This is a genomic window from Oscillatoria salina IIICB1 (genome assembly GCF_020144665.1).
Lineage (GTDB): Bacteria > Cyanobacteriota > Cyanobacteriia > Cyanobacteriales > SIO1D9 > IIICB1.
In genome coordinates, this window is sequence record NZ_JAAHBQ010000003.1 from 30682 (window position 1) to 54650 (window position 23969).

General features: G+C 41.4%; 19 protein-coding genes. 8 read left to right on the plus strand and 11 right to left on the minus strand.

What is annotated here, in order from left to right:
- Positions 1 to 58 precede the first annotated feature (58 nt).
- The 3 genes from thiD to G3T18_RS00790 form a co-directional block, all read right to left on the minus strand.
- Positions 59 to 871: a bifunctional hydroxymethylpyrimidine kinase/phosphomethylpyrimidine kinase gene (gene thiD, locus G3T18_RS00780; protein WP_224408658.1), complete on the minus strand. Its 813-nt coding sequence runs from the start codon at positions 869 to 871 to the stop codon at positions 59 to 61.
- Between the two features lie 121 nt (positions 872 to 992).
- Positions 993 to 2267, minus strand: coding sequence for a cell division protein FtsZ (gene ftsZ / locus G3T18_RS00785; RefSeq protein WP_224408603.1), 1275 nt, complete (start codon positions 2265 to 2267; stop codon positions 993 to 995).
- A gap of 404 nt (positions 2268 to 2671) precedes the next feature.
- On the minus strand, positions 2672 to 3526 hold the full coding sequence (locus G3T18_RS00790; protein WP_224408604.1) for a cell division protein FtsQ/DivIB: 855 nt from the start codon (positions 3524 to 3526) through the stop codon (positions 2672 to 2674).
- 392 nt (positions 3527 to 3918) lie between these two features.
- Here G3T18_RS00790 and G3T18_RS00795 point away from each other — a divergent pair, with 392 nt between their 5' ends.
- The 3 genes from G3T18_RS00795 (at position 3919) to ctpC (ending at position 12174) form a co-directional block, all read left to right on the plus strand.
- Positions 3919 to 5232, plus strand: coding sequence for a P-loop NTPase fold protein (locus tag G3T18_RS00795; RefSeq protein WP_224408605.1), 1314 nt, complete (start codon positions 3919 to 3921; stop codon positions 5230 to 5232).
- 298 nt (positions 5233 to 5530) lie between these two features.
- The gene (locus G3T18_RS00800; protein ID WP_224408606.1) at positions 5531 to 10462 is read left to right on the plus strand and encodes a WD40 domain-containing protein; all 4932 of its coding nucleotides are present in this window, start codon (positions 5531 to 5533) and stop codon (positions 10460 to 10462) included.
- 416 nt (positions 10463 to 10878) lie between these two features.
- Positions 10879 to 12174, plus strand: coding sequence for a carboxyl-terminal processing protease CtpC (gene ctpC / locus G3T18_RS00805; protein WP_224408607.1), 1296 nt, complete (start codon positions 10879 to 10881; stop codon positions 12172 to 12174).
- A gap of 120 nt (positions 12175 to 12294) precedes the next feature.
- On the opposite strand, the gene G3T18_RS00810 is transcribed toward ctpC, so the two are convergent.
- From G3T18_RS00810 to G3T18_RS00830, 5 genes are all read right to left on the minus strand, one after another.
- Positions 12295 to 12486, minus strand: coding sequence for a hypothetical protein (locus G3T18_RS00810; protein WP_224408608.1), 192 nt, complete (start codon positions 12484 to 12486; stop codon positions 12295 to 12297).
- A 35-nt stretch (positions 12487 to 12521) separates the two neighbouring features.
- Positions 12522 to 13919: a hypothetical protein gene (locus G3T18_RS00815; protein WP_224408609.1), complete on the minus strand. Its 1398-nt coding sequence runs from the start codon at positions 13917 to 13919 to the stop codon at positions 12522 to 12524.
- Positions 13920 to 14546: 627 nt separating this feature from the next.
- A complete protein-coding gene (locus G3T18_RS00820) occupies positions 14547 to 14951 on the minus strand; it encodes a hypothetical protein (protein WP_224408610.1) in 405 nt (134 codons plus the stop codon).
- 206 nt (positions 14952 to 15157) lie between these two features.
- Complete coding sequence (locus G3T18_RS00825; protein WP_224408611.1) at positions 15158 to 16255, minus strand: acyl-CoA dehydrogenase family protein; 1098 nt, start codon at positions 16253 to 16255, stop codon at positions 15158 to 15160.
- 428 nt (positions 16256 to 16683) lie between these two features.
- Positions 16684 to 16863 (minus strand): hypothetical protein, encoded by a 180-nt coding sequence (locus G3T18_RS00830; RefSeq protein ID WP_224408612.1) that lies wholly within the window; start codon positions 16861 to 16863, stop codon positions 16684 to 16686.
- Between the two features lie 394 nt (positions 16864 to 17257).
- Between G3T18_RS00830 and coaD the strand changes: the two genes are divergently transcribed.
- From coaD to G3T18_RS00850, 4 genes are all read left to right on the plus strand, one after another.
- Entirely contained in the window at positions 17258 to 17845 is a 588-nt protein-coding gene (gene coaD, locus G3T18_RS00835; RefSeq protein ID WP_224408613.1) for a pantetheine-phosphate adenylyltransferase, read from the plus strand.
- Positions 17767 to 18393, plus strand: a complete 627-nt coding sequence (locus G3T18_RS00840; protein WP_318013910.1) for an ATP synthase subunit B family protein — start codon at positions 17767 to 17769, stop codon at positions 18391 to 18393. The genes coaD and G3T18_RS00840 overlap by 79 nt, the downstream gene beginning before the upstream one ends.
- 77 nt (positions 18394 to 18470) lie before the next feature.
- Positions 18471 to 19847: a glutathione-disulfide reductase gene (gorA, locus tag G3T18_RS00845; protein ID WP_224408614.1), complete on the plus strand. Its 1377-nt coding sequence runs from the start codon at positions 18471 to 18473 to the stop codon at positions 19845 to 19847.
- A gap of 8 nt (positions 19848 to 19855) precedes the next feature.
- Positions 19856 to 20515 (plus strand): YqiA/YcfP family alpha/beta fold hydrolase, encoded by a 660-nt coding sequence (locus G3T18_RS00850; RefSeq protein WP_224408615.1) that lies wholly within the window; start codon positions 19856 to 19858, stop codon positions 20513 to 20515.
- Positions 20516 to 20623: 108 nt separating this feature from the next.
- Here G3T18_RS00850 and G3T18_RS00855 read toward each other — a convergent pair whose 3' ends face one another.
- Complete coding sequence (locus tag G3T18_RS00855) at positions 20624 to 21025, minus strand: phage holin family protein (protein WP_224408616.1); 402 nt, start codon at positions 21023 to 21025, stop codon at positions 20624 to 20626.
- A gap of 350 nt (positions 21026 to 21375) precedes the next feature.
- Here G3T18_RS00855 and G3T18_RS00860 point away from each other — a divergent pair, with 350 nt between their 5' ends.
- Positions 21376 to 21561 (plus strand): YqaE/Pmp3 family membrane protein, encoded by a 186-nt coding sequence (locus tag G3T18_RS00860; protein WP_224408617.1) that lies wholly within the window; start codon positions 21376 to 21378, stop codon positions 21559 to 21561.
- A gap of 271 nt (positions 21562 to 21832) precedes the next feature.
- Here G3T18_RS00860 and G3T18_RS00865 read toward each other — a convergent pair whose 3' ends face one another.
- The gene (locus G3T18_RS00865; RefSeq protein ID WP_224408618.1) at positions 21833 to 22618 is read right to left on the minus strand and encodes a GumC domain-containing protein; all 786 of its coding nucleotides are present in this window, start codon (positions 22616 to 22618) and stop codon (positions 21833 to 21835) included.
- Between the two features lie 245 nt (positions 22619 to 22863).
- Entirely contained in the window at positions 22864 to 23856 is a 993-nt protein-coding gene (locus G3T18_RS00870) for a response regulator (protein ID WP_224408619.1), read from the minus strand.
- Positions 23857 to 23969 lie beyond the last annotated feature (113 nt).

A 23969-nucleotide genomic window follows, 5' to 3' on the forward strand; every position in this document is an offset into this window, starting at 1 on the left:
AATTTGTCTAATCAATTCGCTGTTTAATTTACCGCGATTTTGGCTCGGGGATGCACCTCTAGGTTTGCTTTTCTGTAGCAATCTCCCCGTGGTTGCCCAGTAGCGCCCAAAAATGTCCTACAGGTCCGCTACCTTGACCAAGATCGAGTGCGTAATTTAGTGCTGCGGTCACGTAATCTTTAGCCAGGCGAACTGCTGTGAGTGCTTCTTTTCCTCGTGCTAGATTTGCCGCGATCGCGGCACTTAAGGTGCAACCTGTGCCGTGATTATTTTTGGTTTCTACCGTAGTTGTTCTTAATGTTGACCGCGTTTGCCCATCAAACCACACGTCTGTGCCGCGTAAACTTCCTTCCATTGCTCCCCCTTTTACTAACACTGCTTTTGCTCCCAATTGATGAATTCGCTCCGCCGCCGCTCTCATATCATCTAATGTATTAATTGTCAAGCCACTTAAAATTTGTGCTTCATAACGGTTAGGCGTGACAATTGAGGCAATCGGCAGCAAAACATCTCGCAAGCAAGCGACGGCATCGTCATCAATCAACTGCGCTCCACTGCGGGATACCATTACCGGATCGACAACCAAGTTAGGCAAACTAGATTTTTCCACCTGTTTTGCCACCGCTTGCATAATTTCCGCATTCAGCAACATTCCTGTTTTGACTGCTTGGATCTTAATATCCTTGACAACGGTTTCAATTTGTGCATTTACCACTGCGACAGAAATTGCTGCAACTTCAGTCACTTCTAAAGTATTTTGTGCCGTTACGCAAGTAAGACAACTGGTACCATGAACGCAGTGGAAAGCGAAAGTGCGTAAATCCGCTTGAATACCCGCACCTCCGCCGCTATCAGAACCAGCGATCGTCATAGCTGCGGGAATCTCAAACTGAATTTCACTTAACTTAGACAAATTTTCACCTAGCTGAATGTCCTAATTGTTTCCATTATCAAAGTTTTTTTGTCAATAACCTTTGTTTAGTTGTCACCTGTTAACGTCGGGGAAAACGACGTTGGCGGAGAAAATCAGGAATATCCAAACCACTACCACCGCTACCGCGATCGCTTTCCGGAGCAGAAGTAGGTCTGACTGGTGGAGGAGTTACCGGACGATTTTGCGGCGTTGTCGCTCGGCTTGCCGTTGGCGGGGCTTGAGTTTCGCCACTAAAGCCAGTAGCAATCACTGTAATTCTAATTTCGCCCTGCATTTTGTCATCAATCACCGCACCAAAAATAATATTTGCATTGGGATCGACAACTTCATAAATCGTTTCCGCCGCCGCATTCACCTCGTGGAGAGTCAAATCTCTGCCACCCGTAATATTAAATACCACACCTCTTGCTCCTTCAATCGAAGACTCCAACAGAGGCGAAGAAATTGCCAATTCTGCGGCTTCGCGAGCGCGAGACTTACCCGAACCAACACCGATACCCATCAAAGCCGATCCCGCATCAGCCATTACCGCTCTCACATCAGCAAAGTCAACATTCACCAATCCTGGAATAGTGATAATATCAGAAATACCTTGTACTCCTTGACGCAAAATATCATCAGCCACCAAAAACGCCTCTTGTACAGGCGTTTGTTCGTTAATGACCAACAACAACTTATTATTGGGAATTACAATCAAAGTATCGACCCGACTTTGTAAAGCCGCAATCCCTTCTTCTGCCTGAGTCGTGCGGCGACGACCTTCAAAAGTAAAAGGACGAGTCACCACTCCCACAGTCAGACAGCCAATTTCCTTAGCCACTTCAGCGACAATCGGTGCTGCACCAGTACCCGTACCGCCACCCATACCAGCCGTAATAAAGACCAAATCCGTATTTTCCAAAGCCGAGGCAATTTCATCGCGGGATTCCTCAGCCGCTTTTTGACCGATCGCCGGGTTGCCACCTGCACCCAAACCACGGGTTAATTTTTGTCCGAGTTGCAAGCGTTTCGGGGCGCTAGCTTGAGCCAAAGCTTGAGCATCAGTATTAATCGCCCAAAACTCAATTCCGCTCACCCCACTCTCAATCATGCGGTTAACGGCATTACAACCACCGCCACCCACACCGATAACTTTTATTTTGGCAAAGCTACTAGGCACGATGCTATCACCACGATTATCTTCTCTGGGTCTTGCCCTGGAATCATTACCTTGTCCAAAAGGTAAACCAGAATTATTAAAAGAGCGATCGCTATCTACAGTGACCGAAAAATCACCGTATTCGTTGTTATTGCTATAAGTATTGTTCAGCTTTAGTTTACTATTAACCGTCATTGTATTTGGTGATTGTTAATCGACAAATTAATTAATTGAGATTTGAGAACGTAGAAGTAACCTTTATTTAACTATTATCTGATGGCTCAGTGTCAAAAAGCGCGATCGTTTATTTTAGTTTTCATTCTCAGCCTACCTTCACACTTGTGCGCTTGCTTTTCTGACACTTGTTAAGCTTGAAGATCGCGTCCAGCAACTTCGGAACCTAAACAGACACAATATTATTACATCTCTAGAGACTAGCAACCGAGTAGGAAGTAGATTTTTGGTAGTAATTGTACCTGTAGCACCACTGTAATCCAAATCGATTTTGGTGAAAGCGATCGCTACGCTTGCTTGTTTCTCGACTAAATCCAAGTCGAGATCTGGTTCAATTGGTGCGATCGCCATTGGCTAGGAGCTAGCTATTCTTGAGGAGCTGTACTTGGGTTTTTGGGTTCTGATGGCTTGGTTTTTAACTGAATAGAAGGAGATTCAGGGTTAGTCAAGTCGAGATAATCAATTTGGCTGGGATGAACGCGATCGGACAAAGAACCCATTTTGCCGAGAACCTTAATTTGTTCGCCAAAGTTAGCTGAGTAGGAACCCAAATAAACTTTGCCTAGCTCGGTTTTCAGGACTAAATTAGCCGGATTTTGCCAATCGATCTCGAAAACTTGCACTGGAGAACGGCTAATTATTTGATAAATTTCCGACCAGTAGTGACGATATTGCTCTGCTTCGCCAATGACTTTGAGAGTTGGCAGTTTCGTGTCGGGATCGAAACCTGTATAGCTGGTAATTGGCATCCAGACACCTTGTTCGTCTAAAAATCCTACTTCTGCTTCGCTAGTTCCTGCTTCTTGAACTGACTTGGTTGAGGGAAAAGCGATCGCTACAGGTCGCCTTTCTTGCACTTGGATTGTTACGCTCGGAGGTAACAATTGACGGATAACTCTTGCTTTCGCAATCGGTGCAGTGGATTCTAGCTGTTGGGAGAGCAGTTGCGGCTGGAGTTTGAGCAGGGATTCTGGATAAGACAATGGTAACAGCAAACGAATCGTCGTTTTGTCCAGAAATTCGTTTCCTTCGATGTCTACTTGTTGGGGTTGTTCGATCGCCCAATAAGGTAACGCGAGCGACCAACATAATCCACCTGCCATACCGCTTACTACTAGCGATCGCCACATTGCTTGTAACGATCTGATCTGCCGACGGCGTTGTAATTTTTGCCGCCGTTGTTTTAATTCTGTGAGAGAAACTGATGCGATGCAATTCATCTACTACCTCTATCGCCGAAGGTCTATAATCTTTTTCTACGGGGACAGTCACCTATAACTAGGACAAACTTACCCTTTTTTTAAGGTTAGTTTCTCCTTTTATACCAGCACTTGCTGCGGTGCTGTTTTCATTTAATCACTTCCATACCAAAGTTATCCCTATTCTCCTCGTCAACTTAGTATCTCTGGCTACTTGGGTAAAGCCTTGGCAGTAAGAACTAAGATCCTCTTACTCTTGAACTTTCCTTGAATCTACGGATACGAGCTAACTTCTTTGCTCCCTTTACGGTGATCTCGGTCATTTAACTCTGACCAGAGAAAAATGTAGACTAAATGCTTAGAAGTTTGCACTCACAGTGCCACTGCTGTTGCTTAAATAGCGCTCATTTGCAATGAAACTGAATTTAGCAAGATTCTACAAAGCCTGTAATCCAAGTAAAACCTTAGTTCTGACCAATCCTGAAGACCGTCAGTATTATATTGATTTTTCTGGGGTACGAGGAGGAAAAATCGTTGAAGCATTAGGTCGAACGATCGCTCGTCTTTCCCCAGAAGAACCTACTTGTCAATTATTTACCGGACATATTGGCTGTGGCAAGTCTACTGAACTATTTCGACTCAAGGCGCAGCTTGAAGAAGAGCAATTTCATGTAGTTTACTTTGAATCTAGCCGCGATTTGGATATGGCGGATATCAACATTAGTGATATTCTTTTGGCGATCGCTCGTTCGGTGAGTGAAAGTCTTGAGGCAATGGATATTCGTCTTCAACCAGGTTATTTTGCCAATTTGTTCGGCGAAATTAAAGATTTTCTGCAATCGCCGATTGAATTGGGTGCAGAAGCCGAACTTTCGGTCGGAATTGCTCGTATTACTGCCAAAACCAAAGAAAGTCCCAAATTACGCGAACAACTCCGCCAATCTCTCGAACCTCGCACTGAAGGTATCCTCCGAGCAATTAATGAAGAAATTTTAGAACGCGGTATCCAAGAACTAAAATATCGGGGCAAAAAAGGCTTAGTTGTTATTGTCGATAATTTAGACCGAGTTGCTGCTCAAAAGGTAACTCATGCCCGATTATTACCAGAATATTTGTTTGTCGATCGCGGTCCTCAGTTACGCCGTTTAAAGTGTCATGTGGTTTATACTTTACCCCTTTCGTTAATGTTTTCTAATGAATATGAAGCACTGAAAAATCGTCTTGGCGCTGGCGTAGCACCCAAGGTTTTACCAATGGTTCCTCTGCAACAACGAGATGGTAAGGAAAATACTCAAGGTATGAGTTTGCTCCGACAATTGGTATTAGCAAGAGCTTTTCCTCAATTAGATGAGGAAACTAGATTAAATTTAATTCCCCAAGTTTTTGATACTCCAGAAACCCTCCAACGCTTATGTCGAATTAGCGGCGGTCACGTGCGAAATTTATTAGGTTTATTGTTTAATTGTTTGCAACAAGAAGATCCTCCTTTTTCGCAGCAATGTTTAGAAAATGTAATTAAAGGATATCGAGATGATTTACTGTTAGCTATCGATGACCATGAATGGAACTTAATCCAACAAGTAGTGGAAAGACAAACTATCAAAGGAGAAGAAGAATATCAAATTTTACTTGGGAGTATGTTTGTTTTTGAATATCGCGATCGCTGGGGACGTTGGTTTGATATTAATCCTATTTTAAGAGAAACCGATCGCTTTCAAGCTTTCTGAATCCACAGAGATTTTTTTCGTCACCTTCGCTTTGTTCTCTAGACTTCAATTAGAGAAATTTTAGCTCTAGAATCGTTAAATCCCAGCGATTCTAGAGCTAGATAACTAAAATTTAAGTAAAAATAAAATTATCCAATCTTAAGTTAATTAGGCAAATTTCCAGGTAAATATTCTCAATTACATTATCATTTTCACAAGTTTTTCACACCTTTTTTGCCCGAAAAAGAGTATTTTATATAAAAAAGTATACATAGCAATTAATTTAACAAATGCTGGATCGATAAATTCCGCCAAAACTATGATAAATAAACAAGAGCGAGTAAGTGCTTATAACTTACTTTCCTTATCAACACTTCTGAGAGCAATTAGACTGAGCGAGGGTCAATTTACACTAATTTTAGTACGCTGCAATTACCAAAGTTTAAAACAGCAAATTTGTCAGCGACTTGACGAAGTTACCTCATTAACCAAACGCCAAGTTTTCTTAGCTAACTCAACTACTACCTTATTTACCACTTTACAATTAGAAATTGAGCAGGGCGATCGCACTCCTTTATTTGTCTTTGATTTAGATCGTGTCACAGCCCTCGAACAAGTATTAATGGCTAGCAATCAAGTGCGCGATGAGTTTCGCAAAAACTTCCATTTTCCTTTAGTTCTGTGGGTTAATGATGAGGTACTGCAAAAATTAACTCGCTTTGCTCCTGATTTTAAAAGTTGGGCTGCTGCTTCAATTAAATTTGAATTAAGTATTGACAACTTAGAAGAATTATGTATTGAAACCGAAAAAAACTTATTGAAGAAACTGCTAACAGCAGGTTGCCAAGAATTTTTACCCAATCAAGCAATTGACTTAGCTCCCGGTTGTCGTCAGAGGCAAGAATTAGAATTTGCCAGAGCAGATTTGCCAGGCAAGCAAAGAGAATTATTCTCACAGATAGAAGCATTATGGCAATTTATACTTGGGCGAGATGCCTTTGCCGAAAACAAATTAGACGAAGCCTTAAACAGATACGAACAAAGTCTAGCAATTTGGGAGGATACCGTAAAGACGGCAGAGCGATCGCTACCGAACGTAAAATCTACTCATGATCAATTTGGCTTTTTACATTATCACATCGCATTATGCTACACTCGCCAAATCAAAGCCAGAGGCGAAAAAACCACCTGTTTTGACCGAGCCAAAAGCAATTTGCAAGCCAGTATCGAATTTTTTCAGACCAACTCCCGTTTAGAATTAGTCGCCCAGTTAACCATACAACTAGGGCTTGTCCTTTTCAAGCAAGCTCAGTGGCAAGACTTATGCGAACTTGCTCTCAGCGCCCTCAAACAACCAGCAATTGTTTGTTGTAACGAACACACCGCCAGAATTTACGGCTTTCTCGCCCAAGTAGCCCTAGCCCAACTGAAGCCAAAAGCAGCATTGTCTTACGCGCAAATGGCTTTAAACATTCAAAAATTATCTCGATTACCCAAAACTCATCAAAATCAGGGATTATATTTACTACTTCTAGCCCAAGCCCAATATCAACTAGCAGGCGAAAGTTTACGATTAGCCAAACGAAACGAATTAATTACGACCAGTATCGAGAACCTCAAACGAGCCAAAGAGCTAGAAAAACTATCAACAGACCCCTTTCGAGAACTTTATTTAGAAATTTTAGAGCAACTAATCTCGCTTTACCTAGAACAAAAAGAATATCTACTTGCCTTTGAACTAAAACAAGAGAAAATCAAGATCGAGCAAAAATTTGGTTTACGTGCTTTTCTCGGTGCTAGTCCATTAGGAACCACTGACAATTGGGAAAATCCCGCCTTTGCTCGCGCGATCGCCGCCTCTGGAAGAAAAAAAGATGTCACTAGATTGATCGAGCGTCTCAGCCGCAGCGAACATAAACTGACGGTACTTCACGGTGCTTCTGGTGTCGGAAAAAGCTCTTTACTTGGTGCAGGGTTAATTCCTGCCCTGAGCGGAGAAATTATCGCCGCCCGCGAAGTCTTACCAATTTTGCACAAGTTAGGCAATTCCTGGGAACAAGAATTAGATCGGACTTTAAATACAGCACGAGCAAAATGGCAAACCCAAGCAAAAGAAACTATCCTCAGCAAAGATTCTTCACCATCGACAATGCTCGAAAAATTGCGCTCGATGAGTCAAAGCAACCTTTTAACAGTGCTAATTTTCGATCAATTTGAAGAATTTTTCTTCACCTGTACCGAAGAAACAGAGCGCTGCAAATTTTATCAATTTTTGCGCGATTGTCTCAACCTTCCCTTTGTCAAAGTAATTCTCTCTTTACGAGAAGACTATTTGCACTATCTGTTGCAATTAGAACGCTTTGGCAAATTCGAGACAATCGACAATAACATCTTGTCACGAAATATTCGCTATCACCTGGGAGACTTAACCTCCGAGCAAGCCAAAACTGCAATCGCAACCTTAGCCAACCAATCTCAATTTCCGCTCAACCAAGAACTAATCGAAGTTTTCGTCCAAGATTTAGCCAGAGAAAGAGGAACAGTGCGCCCGATCGAGCTACAAGTAATGGGAGCGCAACTACAAGCCGAAAAAATTACCACCCTCGAAGCATATCAACAACTAGGTAGCGACCCAAAAACCGAACTAATGACGCGATCGCTACTCGCTGTCATCGCTGATTGTGGTCAAGAACAAGAAGATGCTGCTTGGCAAATTTTATTTTCCTTAACTGACGAACAGGGAACTCGACCTTTAAAAACGAAAAGCGAATTACTCGCTCATCTACAAACTGCTCTCACTGGTAAAAAAGAAAACCAGAGCGAACAAATAGACTTAATTTTAACAATTCTCATCGGTTCTGGGCTTTTATTTAAAGTTTGTGAAGAACCCGAAAACCGCTATCAACTTGTTCACGATTATCTCGTCCAACCGATTCGGGAACAATACGATCGCCGCCTCAAAGCCAACTTAGAAGCTAAATTACATCGAGCCAAACTAGAATTACTCCGCGTGCGCAAACAGCGATTACAAGCTGTTTTTATGGGTAGTACAATGGCTTTACTGGCGATTATTGCCGGGAATTTAGCCTGGCGAGCCGAAGTACAAAAAAGATTAGCCAGAGAACTTTCTCTGAACGCTGAGTTAAATCGCCTTGCTGCTTCTGCGGAAACTTTATTTGTCTCTCATCAAGAATTTGATGCTTTACTAGAAAGCTTGAGAGCAGCAAAAAGAATGCAAGCAGAAACTGAAAAACCTCAGCAAAAACTAGGATTACAGAAATTTTGGCTAAAAAATCGTTCCCGGCAAGCAATTAAAACTGATACTAAATTAAAAGTCATTACCACCCTAGAAAAAAGTCTTTATGGAGTGCAAGAACGCAATCGCCTCGAAGGACATGGAGATCTAGTTTTAGATCTGGCTTACTCCCCAGATGGTAAGTATCTGGCTACAGCTAGTCGGGATCGACTAATCAAATTATGGCATCCCAATGGTAGTTTACTTGCTAGTTTTAGCGGACATGAAAATACTGTCACCGGCGTAACTTTTTCTCCCGACGGAAAAATATTAGCATCGAGTAGTTGGGACGGAACTGTCAGACTTTGGCGGTTAAATGGCGAGGAAATTTTCCGAATTCCTGCTCATTCTGGTTATGTTTTGAGTCTTTGCTTTAGTCCCGACGGCAAGAGTTTAGTAACTGCTGGATCTCAGGGAACAATTAAAGTCTGGAATTTACAAGGAAAGTTAACCAAAAGCATTTCCGGGCATTCCGGTAATATTAATAAAGTCAAAATTAGCCCTGATGGTAAACTGATTGCCACGGCTGGGGAAGATCGAACAGTCAGAATTTGGCAGCTTAGTTCCGGAAAATTATTAAGCATTCTTCGCGGACATCAAGGTCAAGTTAAGGATCTTGCTTTTAGTCCTCAAGGAGATTTTCTCGCTACTGCTAGCGATGACAAAACTGTTAAACTTTGGCGAGGTAGTTCATCTGTAGGATTCTATCGAATAGAGAAAACTTTACAGGGACATCAAGACTTTGTTTTAGCTGTTTGTTTCAGCCCCGACGGACGCTTGTTAGTTTCTGGAAGCGATGACGATACACTAAAATTCTGGAATTTAGAAGGAAAACTAATTAAAACTCTTGAGGGACATCGCGACGGGATAACCGGAATTAGTTTTTCTCCTCAAGAGCAAATTATTGCTACCAGTAGTAATGATAAAACTGTCAAACTATGGAGTCGTTTTCCCCGTCGTCGGCAAATTTTTCGGGGACATCGCGATCGCATCCGCGATGTAGCTTTTTCTCCCGACGGGAAAATTATCGCTTCCGCATCTGGCGATCGCACTGTGAAAATTTGGCGCAGAAACGGTAGTTTAATCGAAACTCTCGACGGACATCAGGGACAAGTTTACAGCGTTAGTTTTTCCCCAGATGGTGAGAGAATAGCTACCGCTAGCGAAGACAAAACTGTGAAAATTTGGCGCAGAAATGGTAGTTTGGTGACGACTTTAACCGGACATCAAGATCGGGTACTGGATGTAAGTTGGAGTCGGGATGCTCAACTTTTAGCAACCGCGAGTCGCGATCGAAGTGTAAAAATTTGGAGTCGTAACGGCTTGTTGAGAGAAACTTTGCTTAGTCATCAAGCTCGTGTCAATAGTGTTACTTTTAGCTTAGACAATCAAATTTTAGCAACCGCCAGCGACGACAAAACAGTCAAATTGTGGCGACGATCTCGCACTGGCTATTTTGCTACTACCTCTCCCAAAACTCTTCTCGGTCATGATAGTTGGGTACTCGATGTAAGTTTTGCTTTCGTACCTGGGGCAAATTCAGCAAAATCACCAGTAACTCAACTGTTGGCTTCTGCTGGCTATAACAATACTGTTAAATTATGGAATTTACAAGGACAAGAACTGAGAACTCTTCAAGGTCATACTGATAGCGTAGCGCAAATGAGTTTTAATCCTACCGGGGAAGTGTTAGCCACCACAACTTGGGACAACCGAGTACAACTGTGGCGACTTGATGATACTTTGTTACAAACTCTTGAAGGACACTCAGCACGAGTTACTACCGTCAGTTGGAGTCAAGATGGTAAAGCTTTAGTCACTGGTAGTAACGATAAAACCGCGATCCTCTGGAATCTCGATCTTAGCCAACTGATGAAGATTAGCTGCAATTGGTTAGCAGACTATTTACAAAATAACCCCAAGGTTAGAGATAGCGATCGCCTGCTCTGTGATTAAATTTAGTTAAGGACATTAGATATTGTTAATTTGTTGTTTTTCCGGACTGTGGGTAGCTAAACTTGTAAAAGCACTTAACAGACGCAACCTTTTCTCTTTGGGCAGTCTGGAGTAAGGGTTTTGAATTTAGGCGATCGTCACCATTCACTCACTTAAAAGTTAAATCCTTGAGCGGCGATCGCTGGTAACAGTTGGTGAAGGGTTGAATATTTGCTCAAAAGTAGTTTCACGGTTACAAGTGCGCTTTACTGCCACCAAAATCAAAGAAAAATCTACCCTAGTTATTTTTCTCTCACCAGAATTCAAAACTGTAAACTAAAATCTAAGATAGGTTAACTTTCTCAAGATAGAGTTGACTGTGTTACAGTGAGCGTAATTGTGAGTGCAGCAGTTTCCCACCGTCTCTAGATAGGCTTATGGTAATAACACAACGCGGGCTAGCTCTCGGTGCAACAGCAGTCGTAATAACAACAATGGCTGTGACGGGTGCTGGAATACATCTTTCTCAAAGTCAGGCTTCTTTGTTTAGCGACGGACCAAAAGAGTTAGTAGACGAAGTATGGCAAATTATTAACCGTCAATATGTTGATGCTACCTTTAATCAGGTGGATTGGCGGGCAACTCGTAACGAATATCTCGACCGAGACTACACTAGCAAAGAGCAAGCCTATGAAGCAATTAGGGAAATGCTCGAGCAACTAGACGATCCCTATACGCGCTTTATGGACCCAAAAGAGTTCCAAAATATGCAAATTGATACTGCTGGTGAGTTGACAGGAGTTGGTATTCAAATTGCTAAGGATGAAGAAAGCGATCGCCTAATCGTAATTTCCCCGATTGAGGATACTCCTGCTTTTGAAGCGGGAATTTTGGCTAAGGACATTATTACGAAAATAAACGGTCAAAGTACCGAGGGTATGGATGTTAATGATGCTGTTAATCTGATTCGAGGTAAGGTCGGTACTCAAGTAATTCTGACGATTAAACGCGGTGAAGAAGAAATAGATTATCCGATTACTCGCGCGAGAATTCAAATTCATCCAGTTCGCGCTCGTGTCGAAAATACGCCAATTGGTAAAGTTGGTTATATTCGCTTGACTCAGTTTAATGCCCAAGCTGCTAAGGAAATGCGCGAGACGATTAAAAACCAAGAAGATGAGAGCGTACAAGGTTATATTCTCGATTTGCGCTCGAATCCTGGTGGTTTGTTGTACTCTAGTATTGAAATTGCGCGGATGTGGCTCGATGAGGGTACGATTGTCTCGACTGTAAACCGCCAAGGAGAGGTCGATCGCCAAAGAGCAAATAGTCGTGCTTTGACGGATAAACCTTTGGTGTTGCTAGTGGATGGCGGCTCCGCAAGTGCTAGCGAAATTCTCTCGGGAGCGCTCCAAGATAACGATCGCGCGGTTTTGGTCGGTACGAAAACTTTTGGTAAGGGTTTGGTTCAATCAGTACGCGGTTTGGGTGATGGTTCAGGTTTAGCGGTGACGATCGCTAAGTATCTTACTCCTGATGGTCGCGATATTAATAAACTGGGAATTACACCAGATATCATTTTGGAAATGACTGACGAACAGCGTAAGGATTTACAACTCGATCGCGCGAAAATTGGTACTGCTGAAGATCCACAGTTTGCAAGAGGTTTGGAAATTCTCGCTCAAGAAATAAGCGCGGTGAAAAATATCTCCGTAGACGCAACGGCTCAATAAGGGTTGAGCAAAAATATGGCGCGGGAAAACCTCGTCTCGAAAGCAGCGAGGATACTCACTCTGAGATTGTCTCTGGCTGAAACGGGGTAGCGATCGCTCTACCGAAAGGAAGATGAACTGTCAATGGGGTTGGCATTTACCTGCCCGTATTAATCCCACCCGACGCGCGATCGCCTCTCCAGGGGAAGCAAAAGGTCCCCAGCGCTTTTCCTCGTCGGGTGCTTGTTTTTCGTCGTCGATAGTATCGCTAGCCACTATTTCGCAGCTACCATTTTTACTCTTGACAATGTACCAAGTTTGTGTATCGCTCATTAAATCAAATAGTTATCGATGTTTATCTCAGCGTACTACTCCTCAGATGAATCTTTCGCTTTAGCTTCACTTCTCACCTGAGAAAAAATCCGACAATTTTTTAAAGTTTCTGTATCCATGTTGCTTGCGGCTTCCATCGTAATCAAATTGTAGTTAACATTATCCGTATAAATGGTGAGAGTAACTCTCAAAGTTTCCAGAAATACTATCAACCACTGACATTCTGACTCTGGTTCCTGTTCGTAATACTTAATTAAAGACGCAATACAAGTTTCTAAATGGCTATAACTTTGCTTACAAATCATTAAAATTTTAAGCAAAACAATGACCAAAGTCAAATATTTCCCTTGAGTTGCTAACAAAGTAAACAACTCCGTTGGTTCTCCTTTTTTTTGCGTCGTCAAAAATTCTATCAAGCGATTGCTAGTTCTTAAAAGTAAGTTAGTATCCCAGATTTCATCATTATAACTTTCATAAAGTGACTCTAAAAACGAAGCCATATTTTTATTTAAAATTTCTCCTAATTCACGATTATCTAAAGAATGAATTAAATATTTTAACAAACTTAGCTTAAAGTCTTCATAGTAAAGTCCTTCTGTTTGTTTAAGAAAAATATTCGCTATATTTTCATAACTAAACTTTCCCCTTTTCACAATAATCTTTTGAATTAAACGCAAAACATCTTCGCCGAGATGAGTGGGATTTTTGTACTGTTTAGTATTAGCAGAAAGTGCCGAATTAAACCTCGCTGTATACATTGCTAAATCAAATTTAAACTGTTCTTTTAGTTGTCGAGAAACTGCTTTAGCTGCCTCTCGTTGTTCTTTAGGTTTATTATAATCAACTGCCTGAGAAGCCAATAAATAAGAAGCATAACGATTACTCCAGCCCTGTACCCTATGATGCTTGTAACCAGAAACAAAGAGCTTTAATTCTTCATAATCCTCACTATCAAGAAAATTCAGCAACCATTGTCTAAGCAGTCTTTTAGTAATCGATTGAGTATGAATTCGTTCAGAAACTTCTGATAAAATATCGATCAATTCTTGAATATATTTAAATTGTCTTCTTGCGCTCCAATTGTTAACTAAAATATAACAACTTCTTTTGAGAGTAGCGCGGAAAATTTTCTCTCGATCGAGTCCAATAATTTCGTATAATGCTGCTTGAATTGCCGGGTGATTTTCGTAATTTAAAGTAATAAAAATTTGCTCAAAAGCTTGGAGGACAACTTCAGGAAAATGCTTTTGAACAGTTTTTAAGAAAAAATCACAAATTTGTTCTTGAGCTTCAGAAGCAGGTACTTGTCGATTTTCTTCATCGAATTGAGGTTCAGTGTTATATTGACCAAGGGTAATATCTTGGTACTTTTTCTTATTCATGCGGAACTGCTCCTGATTTTCCATCGGGCGGATAATACTTTGATATCCCATCGGCTTATTTAATAATTAAGTGCGTAAGTATTATTCAAAATTTAGCTACAAAAGTCAGTGATAATAACCAGTTAATAAAGATGACAAATCTCTCACATATATACTGCAAGCAGTTACAGGAAACTTGTGATTTCTCTCACATTGCGGCTACAAACTTATTGTAAGAACAAGTGAAAGCGACTATCTTCCCTCGCTGGTGAAAAATTTTTTCTCACATTAGAGGTAAATAGTTATTCTTTATTCCATGCTAGCTTTTCTGGCTGACTTTAAGGAGTAAGTTACCGTCATTTGGAAAAGCGAACTATCTTCTTAGTCAAGAGACAAGTATTGACGATTACAGCTAGTTAAGGGAAAAAGACCCTGACTAAAGCGATAATCAATAGTTAACTAGCTCGAAGAAGTACGTTTGCTGGGGTTTAGCATCACGTTTGGGTAACTTTCAAAGCTAGAGAAGGGAAAACCAAAGGTTGTATCGGAGCAATGAGAAGTAATGAGCAATTAAGACTATAGTAGTCGATCTTAAAAAATTATAAAAGAAATTAGCGATCGCCTTTGCTTCAAGGTGCGATCGCTGTTTTAATTCAGACGAACCCCATCGAGATCGTCCTACTTAAATCTAGAAATATTTTACAAGTCATTCTCGGTAGCATCAGTATTAGCATCGAACTCGGAGGAGTCAGTAGCATCGACGTTAGCATCTAACCCCGATTCATCAGTAGCATCGACGTTAGCATCTAACCCCGATTCATCGTTAGCATCGATACCGTTAGGATCGCTTCTAGTTCCTGGATTTATACTACCAGTTGGGTTGACAGTTCTGGTTGGTTCGCTATTAGTATCTGTGTCAATTCCTTCCTCAACTAAACTTCCTTCTTCAAGTTCTTCAGTAGTTCCCTCGATTGCTTCTTCAGCCGGAGAAGAATTTATTTCTTGGGCTAAAGTTTGAACTCCAAAGCCCCAAAGAAGTAAACTCGCGATCGCGAAATTTAATAAGGGAAATATTTTCTGGTTTGTTTGGCGATTAGTAGACATTTTTTATCTTCCTATTCAGAAATTTTTTTCAACAATTACATTTCTATTAATAGAACGACTTTTTCTTAGTTCCCTCTTTCTCTTGAAATATTTGTTGTTAGCTATGAGTAGCAGAAATTGGTCAATTAATTTAACCTTTAGCCAGATGTAGATTGCTAAAGGTTAAATGAGATACATAATCAAACTATGCCGATAGTAAGAAAAATTTATTTCTGTAACTGAGCCAAAGTTGCCTCCATAACGGCGGTAGTTTGTCCGGAAACTGAGAATAACAAGGCTTCCCGATAAACTCTTCCGGCGGTACTATCTTGCAAATTAGCCGCTCCAGAAGTAGCTACTACCGCAGCATGAGAACATCTCAACGCTAAATTAATTACCCAAGCACGTAGTTGTAACTTTTCCTGAAAAGAGAGACTCTCTAACGTCAAAGCCTCAAACATCTGACGACGACATTCATTTAATTCAAGTTCGAGAGATTGAGACGTTTGCTGCAAGAAATTGAGCTTTTTTCTCTCAAAAACGCTTGTGAGGACATCCAATCCCGCTTCGGTGCAACCAAGGGCAAAAAAACCATGATTGAGGACATTTTTTTGGTCATTAGCATGAATTGAATTTGCGGGCTTTACCGAAACTAGGCGATCGCTAGGTAAAAACCAGTTATTCAGTGTAGCATTAACTGTATTCGTTGCTACCATTGCGCTCAATTCCATTGGTTCGGAAAACTTAATCTTACCTTGAGAATCACAAATCACGTTGTGAAAAGGAATAATGCCATAAACTTCGCGGCGATCGCTCAAAGTTGCACCGATGATAAAATCATTAAATAAGCCAAAACCAGTTATCCAAGGTACTTCGCCGTTAATTATATATCCACCCTCAACTTCCATCGCCTTGACTGAGGCTTCCCCTTGTCGTCGTAACTGGGAAAAACCTACTCCCAGTAAAACTTCACCTGTTCCCATTCGAGGTAAATACTCTCGCTGAAGCGACTCATTACCACTAGCTGTCAGGAAAGAAGCTGCACTTTGATGCTGAGCTTGGAGAAACGCCAAGGCTCCCGAATAGCGTGCTACCATTGTCTGGAAGCGATAAAAATCACTTTTGCTGAAATTTCCTCCCTTCCAGGTTTGAGGAGCCCGTAAAGCTAAAAGAGAACGAGATCCTAACCCCTGCAACGCTTCTGCTAGTGCATCTGGTTCCCGATCTATTTTTGCCGCTTGGGGTGCTACTGATTCGCGCAGATAAGTTTCGGCGATTTTTAGAAGTTGTTGCTGTGGTTGAGTAGTATTTTCTTGTAATTGCATCCGCTAACTAAAGATCGTCTCGATATTCCGATCGGTTCCTTTTGTAACTAATTGTAACGAAGACGACTCGCTAAACTGTGGGTGAAGCTAACGAATAAGCAAACAGGATTAGTCCTAAACCAATAATCGCGCTACCGAGAAGAGGAATTCCTTGAATAAGTAAGTAACTGTAAGAATTGCCGTTCATTATAATACCAATCCAACTTCTTAATTATTATGATTCAATTCTGACTTAATTGTTTCCTGACAACCTCTTCCTTTTGTCTCATTTTTCAACATTTGTGACTCTGTCTCACGAGTTAAATATCTGGTCAAGATTGTTCAGAAAAATTACTAAAATCATTGGCTGCTTAGGGCGAGAAAAATCAAGGTCATTTTCGCGATCGCCACCAAGCATTAATTCAGATCTTCTTTGCTATTCTTCAATTTTAGGCTATGTAGCCCCAAATAAGTTGCCCTAATCTAAATAATTCAAAAGCAACAAAAATACTCAGAATTACCGTCACTAACCTATTTAAAATTGGGTTAGTCCAACCAAAAAAAGAGGCAACAAAGTTAAAGATTACGATGCTAGCGGCAACTAAAATCACAAATTTTAAAACACTCATAATTTTTCTTGCACAATGTAAAGAATGGTAAAAAAAAGAAAAAAATGGTAAAGTCGGACTAAGAGCTGAGTTTGTACTTTTTCCTCAAGAGGGAATCGAGTGGCGCGATCGCGGTTGTGGAAGTTAATTAGGGCTAAAGATGTCTGGGACAGCTAGAAACACCTAATAATTTGCTTTACTTTCGTAAGTTTAACCTAAGCAGCGATCGCTATTGTTAGCAATTAAACGCCAAAAGTAAACTCATTGTGAGATAATCACCGAAAAAGCTCCGAGAAGCCTTGCCCTTCAAGGGCGGGGAGGGGTTGTCTTGTACGATAACTTCAGGGCTACTAAAAGCCTCGACCCTAATCGGCGAGGTTGTTTACCCCAGTAAAATAGACAGCGAAGATTCAGCGTGATAGCAATTTATCCTGGCAGCTTCGATCCGATTACTCTAGGACACCTCGACATCATCGAGCGAGGCTGTAAACTGTTCGAGCGGGTAATTGTGACAGTTTCGTGCAACCCAAACAAGCAGCCGATGTTTAGCATCAACCAGAGACTAGAGCAAATTCGTAGTTGTACTGAGCATTTATCGAATGTAAAGGTTGACAGCTTTACAGGTTTAACCGTGCAGTACGCTAGAATACATGGTGCGGGAGTTTTGCTCCGGGGTTTGCGAGTCCTTTCTGATTTTGAGAAAGAACTGCAAATGGCTCACACTAATCAAACTTTAATGTCGGAGATTGAAACAGTTTTTCTCGCCACTTCTAACGAATATAGTTTTTTAAGTAGTAGCGTAGTGAAAGAGATTGCCAGTTTTGGCGGCACAGTAGATCACCTTGTTCCTGAGAACGTTGCTCTTGATATTTACCAATGTTACGCAAAGACACATCCCGGAGCGACCCCGAAAGATCCAAACCCATCCAACCAGAACCACCGTCACAAAGCGGAGGGACAGGTTTCGACATCCAGCGAGAACTCGACAGAATCGAAGAAATAATTCTTTATAGCACCCGTATTTACTTGACTGGGCGCACATTGGTCGATGAAGAAAAATTACTCGATCAGCTAGATTATGTGCGGCTGAATTTACCAGGGGCTTTTAAAGAAGCTTTAGACATCATCGCCCAAAAAGAGGAAATTCTCCTACAAGCGGAAGAATACGCTCAAGAAATAGTTGATGCTGCCGAACAACGGGCTTTGGAAATTTTAGACGAAACGCGAATTATTCAGCAAGCAGAATTAGAAGCCAGTCGCATTCGCGAGGTTGTCCGACAAGAATGTGAGGAAATGCAACGCAAAAATTTCTCGGAAATAGAGCAAATGCGTTTGCAAGCGCGTCAGGAACTCGAACAACTGCGTCAATTGACTTTGGCTGAATGCGAGGATATTCAAGATGGTGCTGACGAATATGCGGATGCAGTGCTTCAAAACATTGAAAAGCAGCTATCAGATTTGTTGAGGGTGATTCGTAACGGACGACAGCAATTAAATAATGATACCCAAACTAGGGGGGGACAAGGGGGACAAGGGGGACAAGGAGGATAAGGGAAGAGGGGGAGGATAAACGGCTAAGTGTTAACTGTTTACTATACTTGTAGCTATATAGAACAGGATTAAAATTTATGAGTTACGATTACGATTTATTTGTGATTGGTGGCGGTTCGGGTGGAATTGCGACTGCAAGAAGGGCTACAGACTATGGTGCGAAGGTGGGATTGGCAGAATTCGATCGTTTGGGGGGAACTTGTGTGAATCGCGGTTGTATCCCGAAGAAGTTGATGGTTTATGCTTCTCATTTTCCGGAAGCTTTTCAGGATGCTGAGGGTTTTGGCTGGAGTCCGGTAGAAAGTAGCCTCGACTGGCAGAAAATGATTACTGGGGTGAATCAGGAAGTAGAACGTCTTAATGGTGTCTACGACAGAATGTTAGATAAGGCGAATGTGGATTTTATTGGCGGTTATGCAAAGTTTCTCGATCCCCATACACTAGAAATTGGCGATCGCAAAATTACCGCAGATAAGATTTTAATTGCTGTGGGAGGACATCCGGTTAAACCAGATATTCCCGGAATTGAAGAGGCGATCGTTTCTGATGCGATGTTCCATTTGGAAACTCAGCCGAAGCGAATTGCGATTATTGGTGGTGGTTATATTGGGGTGGAATTTGCTTGTATTATGCACGGTTTGGGTTCGCAAGTAACTTTAATTATCCGTCGAGATTGGATTTTAGCTGGATTTGATGACGATATTCGCTTGCAGATTCAAGAGGCGATGCAACAGCATGGGATTCGGGTGTTAACGGGAACTGAACCTAGTAAAATTGATAAGACGGCTGAAGGTTTGCAGTTGACAACGAAAGGTAAGCATGAGGAGACTTTGGTTGTCGATACGGTTTTAGCGGCGACGGGACGCAAGCCGAATTTGCAAAATATGGGTTTGGAAAATGCGGGAGTAGAAATAGATAAAGAGGCGATCGCGGTAGATAAGTACAGCCGCACCAGTCAAGAACATATTTATGCGGTGGGTGATTGTACTAACCGCATCAATTTGACTCCGGTAGCGATTCGCGAAGGTCGCGCTTTCGCCGATACTGTTTTTGGCGGTCAAGATTGTACGATGGTTTATGAGAATATTCCCACGGCAGTGTTTTCTACTCCAGAAGGGGCGACAGTAGGTTTAACCGAAGCGGAAGCGCGATCGCAGTATGGCGATGCAGTAGAAGTTTATCGCGCTCGGTTTAAGTCTACTTACTTCAGTCTCGCGGGACGTGATGAGAAAACGATGATGAAATTAATCGTTGACGGCAATAGCGAGATTGTGGTAGGAGCGCACATGGTTGGCGCACACGCGGCGGAAATTATTCAAGGTGTAGCGATCGCTGTGAAAATGAAAGCGAAAAAAGCTGATTTTGATGCTACTGTTGGTATTCATCCTACTGTAGCTGAAGAGTTTGTGACGCTACGCAATCCAGTTATTTCAGAACAGGTTAAACGTCAATAAAATCAATTGTGAGCGCGACATACATCTATTTACACGGTTTTGGCTCTTCTCCTTTATCGAATAAAGCGACTTATTTACACTCTCGCTTTGCTAGTTTAGGAATTAATCTGAAAATCCCCAATCTCAATGCTGGGGATTTTTCTCATCTCACGTTAACCCGACAATTACGCCAAGTTGAGGCACTTTTTGCCGAAACAGATGCTCCTGTTACAATTATCGGCTCTAGTTTTGGCGGTTTGACTGCGGCTTGGTTAGCCCAGCAACACCCCCAAGTTGAGCGAATTGTCTTACTTGCACCTGCTTTTGGCTTTATCGAAAATTGGCTGCCAACTTTAGGCGAAGCAGAGAGCGAAAATTGGCAAGAATCTGGATATCGTTTAGTTTATCACTATGGCAAAGGGCGACACTTACCCATTCATTACCAAATTATCACTGATGTAGCTGGATATAAAGATGTTGAGTTGCAGCGATCGCTACCTACTCTCATTCTCCACGGAATTCATGACGACACGATCCCCATTCAAGCTAGCCGCAATTACGCCCAAAACCGTCCTTGGGTAAAATTAAGCGAACTCGATAGCGATCATGCTTTGAATAATGTTTTACCCGATATTTGGCAATCAATCCAGGGATTTTGTCAAGCTACTTTAACACAAATTAATTCCTAGCGATCGCCCCAAAATCCCGTGTTTGTTTGTAGTTTCAGCGAGATAAGCGTAAATCTCAAAAAGGGTGCGTTAGTAAGACGCACCCTCACACTTTCGTTGTAATTACATTTATTGTTCTTCAAGCTTTGCTTGTTCGGAATATCCTTCTACACTCATTTGTCCAGGATATTTCTCCACAAAGTAGTTATTGATGAATGTGTTAACTAACGACAGTAACACGGGGGCTAAGATAAAAGATAGCAAACCAGCTACCCTGAATCCTGGTACAAATAAAGAAGCTAACCAGAAACATAAGCCATTAACTACCAGGGAAAATGCTCCTAAACTGAGGAAGTTTATCGGTAGTGAAAGCGTGGAAATAACTGGCTTAATAAATCCATTAACTAAACCAATAGCCAGCGCGGCAATTATTGCTGCGGGAAAGTTAGCTAAGTCTACTCCTGGAAATACGATGTCTACTACTAGCAAGCTTAATGCTGTAGCAAGTATGGTTAACAATGAGCCAATCATAATTTTTTCTTTTTTCCTTTCTTTTACAATCTGCAATATTTTATTGATTTTTTGCTACTTACCATTTTGCACTTCGATCGGCTTGAATTGCATCTCTACAGAGATAGATTTTGCTGGGACAATCTCTTAAATAAGCGAGGGTTTATGTCTTTCGATATATAACTCTAAGTTTCGGTCTGGTTTCGGATTTTTTAGACAAGAAAGCTAAATTTTAGTCAGATAAGCTAATTTGGGGGAAGGATGAGCCAATTAACCGAATAATACCTAAGAGAGAGGTAAGAAAAAGCCTTTTTTTGCTAGGTTAAATAAAAGAAGTCGCAATAAAAAATATTAAGAGGAATCCAAATAAGATGAATTTATTAAGAATTATCCTAGCACTTTTTCTACCTCCTGTAGCCGTTTACTTAACGATGGGAGTCAGTCAAGCTCTAATTATCAACATTTTACTCACTTTCTTGGGAATTCTTCCCGGTAGTATCCACGCTTTGTGGGTAATTGTTAAGCATGAAGAGAAAGCTGGCGAACCGATGGTATAAAATAAGCTGATTTTTCTCTTCCATCCTCAAAAGGTTGCTCGATGAAGAGCGCCTTTTTTTTATTCTCAAGTTGTTAAAAAAAAATTGATAATTATTCCCCCTTTCCTTGAAGGGAAAGGGGTTGAGGGCTTAGGTTAGACAATTCCTAATAGCAAATTTTAAGAGGAATGTCTCGCGCTGATAAGCCGATTAGAAATTTATCCCCAGTCTGAAAAAGGGGAGAACTAAAGGGCGATTTTAGCTTAAATTTGCCGAATGAAATCGCTCTTAATTAAATCTCTGGTTTGTGAGGTTTGTTGTCTTGAAAAGCTTCTTTAGCTGAGTTCCACAAATCTTTTAATAACTGCTTGACTCGCTTTTCTTTTTTAGCTAAAGCTGAGCCTGCTTCACCTAATTTTGATTCAAATTCGACTCGCTTTTGCTTAACAGTTTCAGCGACAACTTCAGGTTTATTTTCGGTTTGATTGTACCAAGTTTTAACTTCGTCTAAATATTTTTGCACTTCTGGATAACGTTCGCCATAACGAGCAGCTAAATTAGCTCTAATTATTGCCAATTGGGCTTTTAATTGAGCGTAACGTTTTTGAAGTAAAGCAACTTCTTCGCTATCTTTGACAGTTTCGATAGCGGATTCTAAACTAGTTTTGATCTCGCTAGCTTTGTCTTGACTGCTGTCTTTAATATCGTTGAGGTAAGTATCTACTTCTGCTTCGAGTTCTTTTTCTTCACGTTCCATTTGAGCTTCGAGTTTTTCTACTTCTTTTTGAGTTTGAGAAAGTGCTTCGCGTCTTTTGCTACTTGCAGCTTCAATTGCTCCTTCAATAGAGGCAGTAATTTCTTCTTTTGCTTCTTGTCCTTTAGTTTGCAAATTGTCAATTACGGTGCTGACAGCATCTTTAACTAAAGTGCGAATTTCGCTAGAACCTTCTTGGAGTTCTGCTATTGCTTGGGAGACGGCATTTTTGACAATTTCGCGAATATTTTCGCTGCGGAGTTTGCCTTCGTTTTTGGCTTTGTTAAGGTCTTCTGTAACTCGTTCTTTGATAGAATTAGGCATGGTTAAGCTTTTCCTCAAGTGTTTAGTTAATTAAATTTTCTCGCAAAAACGCGAACGTAGGAAAAATTAGTTTGTTTGAGTATGGTTAATTTTGGTTAGGGGAATTGGTTAATTTTTTAACTTCCTCTTATTCCTTCTCTATGGTCTCTTAGTGTCACCAAAATGTGTTCTGTCTCTAGACATAAAAGTGAGCTAATTACTGAAAAGTGGCGAAAAAATTAAGATTATTTAATAATGGTGGTTAATTAGGCGATTAATTTAGCGATGACGCGGTTTCTCCCGGATTGTTTTGCTTGATAAAGGGCTTTGTCAGCTTCAGAGATCAGAGTGTCGTGAGATATCTTAGTGCTAGGAATAACGGTAGCCAAACCGAGACTAAGAGTAACGATATCGCTAACTTGAGAGCCGTGGTGAGGAATGTTTAAAGCAGCGATGCTAGTACGAATATTTTTAGCAACTTCCATACCTCCTTCAAGTTTGGTATCGGGTAGAATTACGGCGAACTCTTCACCACCGTAACGAGCAGCCAAATCGGCGGGTCGTCTGATATTCTGTTCAATAACTTTAGCAACTTGCTGAAGGCAAAAATCTCCCGCTTGATGTCCGTAAGTATCGTTATAAGCTTTAAAAAAATCCACATCACACATAATCAAGGATAATGAGGAACAACTACGCACACCTCGTCTCCATTCGATTTGAAGGCGATCGCTAAAGCAGCGACGGTTAGCAACTCCTGTCAAACCATCCACATTAACCAAACGTTGTAACTCTTGATTGACGGTTTCAAGTTGTTTAGTCAGCGATCGCTGTTTTTCGAGACTTTGACGTAATTGAATCATCGCCCATCTTTCCGCCAACAGACGACGCACTCGCTGACGCAAAACCGCCCAATGTATGGGTTTAGTAACGTAATCAGTTGCACCCACTTCAAAAGCGAGATCCACCGAACCTCGATCGTCAAGAGCAGTAATCATTAAAACTGGGGGACAATCATCACCGAGGAGAGTTTGCAACTTAGCGCAACAAGTAAAACCATCCATACTCGGCATCATTGCATCTAACAAAATCATCTCCGGTTGTTGCTGCTGACAAAAAGCCAAAGCTTCTTCTCCATCAGCAACACTAACAACGCGATAACCTTCTTTTTCCATTGCGCGACAGAGAATAATCCGCAGAGTTTTCTCGTCATCGACAACGAGAATTAAAGGAGGAGTGGAGGCAAAACTTGACTCAATCATTTTGCTTTTCAGATGCTCTAATTGCGAAGCCGCAACGACGCGCCGATCCTCAAGATCAACCTGTTCGAGTAAGTTTTGACAACCTGTAGTTGTTCCTGAGCGATCGCCTCATG

Bases quoted from the DNA above. Each gene is read 5' to 3' on its own strand.
- thiD (WP_224408658.1), bottom strand. From the start codon at position 871: ATGACGATCGCTGGTTCTGATAGCGGCGGAGGTGCGGGTATTCAAGCG.
- ftsZ (WP_224408603.1), bottom strand. From the start codon at position 2,267: ATGACGGTTAATAGTAAACTAAAGCTGAACAATACTTATAGCAATAAC.
- G3T18_RS00790 (WP_224408604.1), bottom strand. From the start codon at position 3,526: ATGAATTGCATCGCATCAGTTTCTCTCACAGAATTAAAACAACGGCGG.
- G3T18_RS00795 (WP_224408605.1), top strand. From the start codon at position 3,919: ATGAAACTGAATTTAGCAAGATTCTACAAAGCCTGTAATCCAAGTAAA.
- G3T18_RS00800 (WP_224408606.1), top strand. From the start codon at position 5,531: ATGATAAATAAACAAGAGCGAGTAAGTGCTTATAACTTACTTTCCTTA.
- ctpC (WP_224408607.1), top strand. From the start codon at position 10,879: ATGGTAATAACACAACGCGGGCTAGCTCTCGGTGCAACAGCAGTCGTA.
- G3T18_RS00810 (WP_224408608.1), bottom strand. From the start codon at position 12,486: ATGAGCGATACACAAACTTGGTACATTGTCAAGAGTAAAAATGGTAGC.
- G3T18_RS00815 (WP_224408609.1), bottom strand. From the start codon at position 13,919: ATGGGATATCAAAGTATTATCCGCCCGATGGAAAATCAGGAGCAGTTC.
- G3T18_RS00820 (WP_224408610.1), bottom strand. From the start codon at position 14,951: ATGTCTACTAATCGCCAAACAAACCAGAAAATATTTCCCTTATTAAAT.
- G3T18_RS00825 (WP_224408611.1), bottom strand. From the start codon at position 16,255: ATGCAATTACAAGAAAATACTACTCAACCACAGCAACAACTTCTAAAA.
- G3T18_RS00830 (WP_224408612.1), bottom strand. From the start codon at position 16,863: ATGAGTGTTTTAAAATTTGTGATTTTAGTTGCCGCTAGCATCGTAATC.
- gorA (WP_224408614.1), top strand. From the start codon at position 18,471: ATGAGTTACGATTACGATTTATTTGTGATTGGTGGCGGTTCGGGTGGA.
- G3T18_RS00855 (WP_224408616.1), bottom strand. From the start codon at position 21,025: ATGATTGGCTCATTGTTAACCATACTTGCTACAGCATTAAGCTTGCTA.
- G3T18_RS00860 (WP_224408617.1), top strand. From the start codon at position 21,376: ATGAATTTATTAAGAATTATCCTAGCACTTTTTCTACCTCCTGTAGCC.
- G3T18_RS00865 (WP_224408618.1), bottom strand. From the start codon at position 22,618: ATGCCTAATTCTATCAAAGAACGAGTTACAGAAGACCTTAACAAAGCC.
- G3T18_RS00870 (WP_224408619.1), bottom strand. From the start codon at position 23,856: ATGATTGAGTCAAGTTTTGCCTCCACTCCTCCTTTAATTCTCGTTGTC.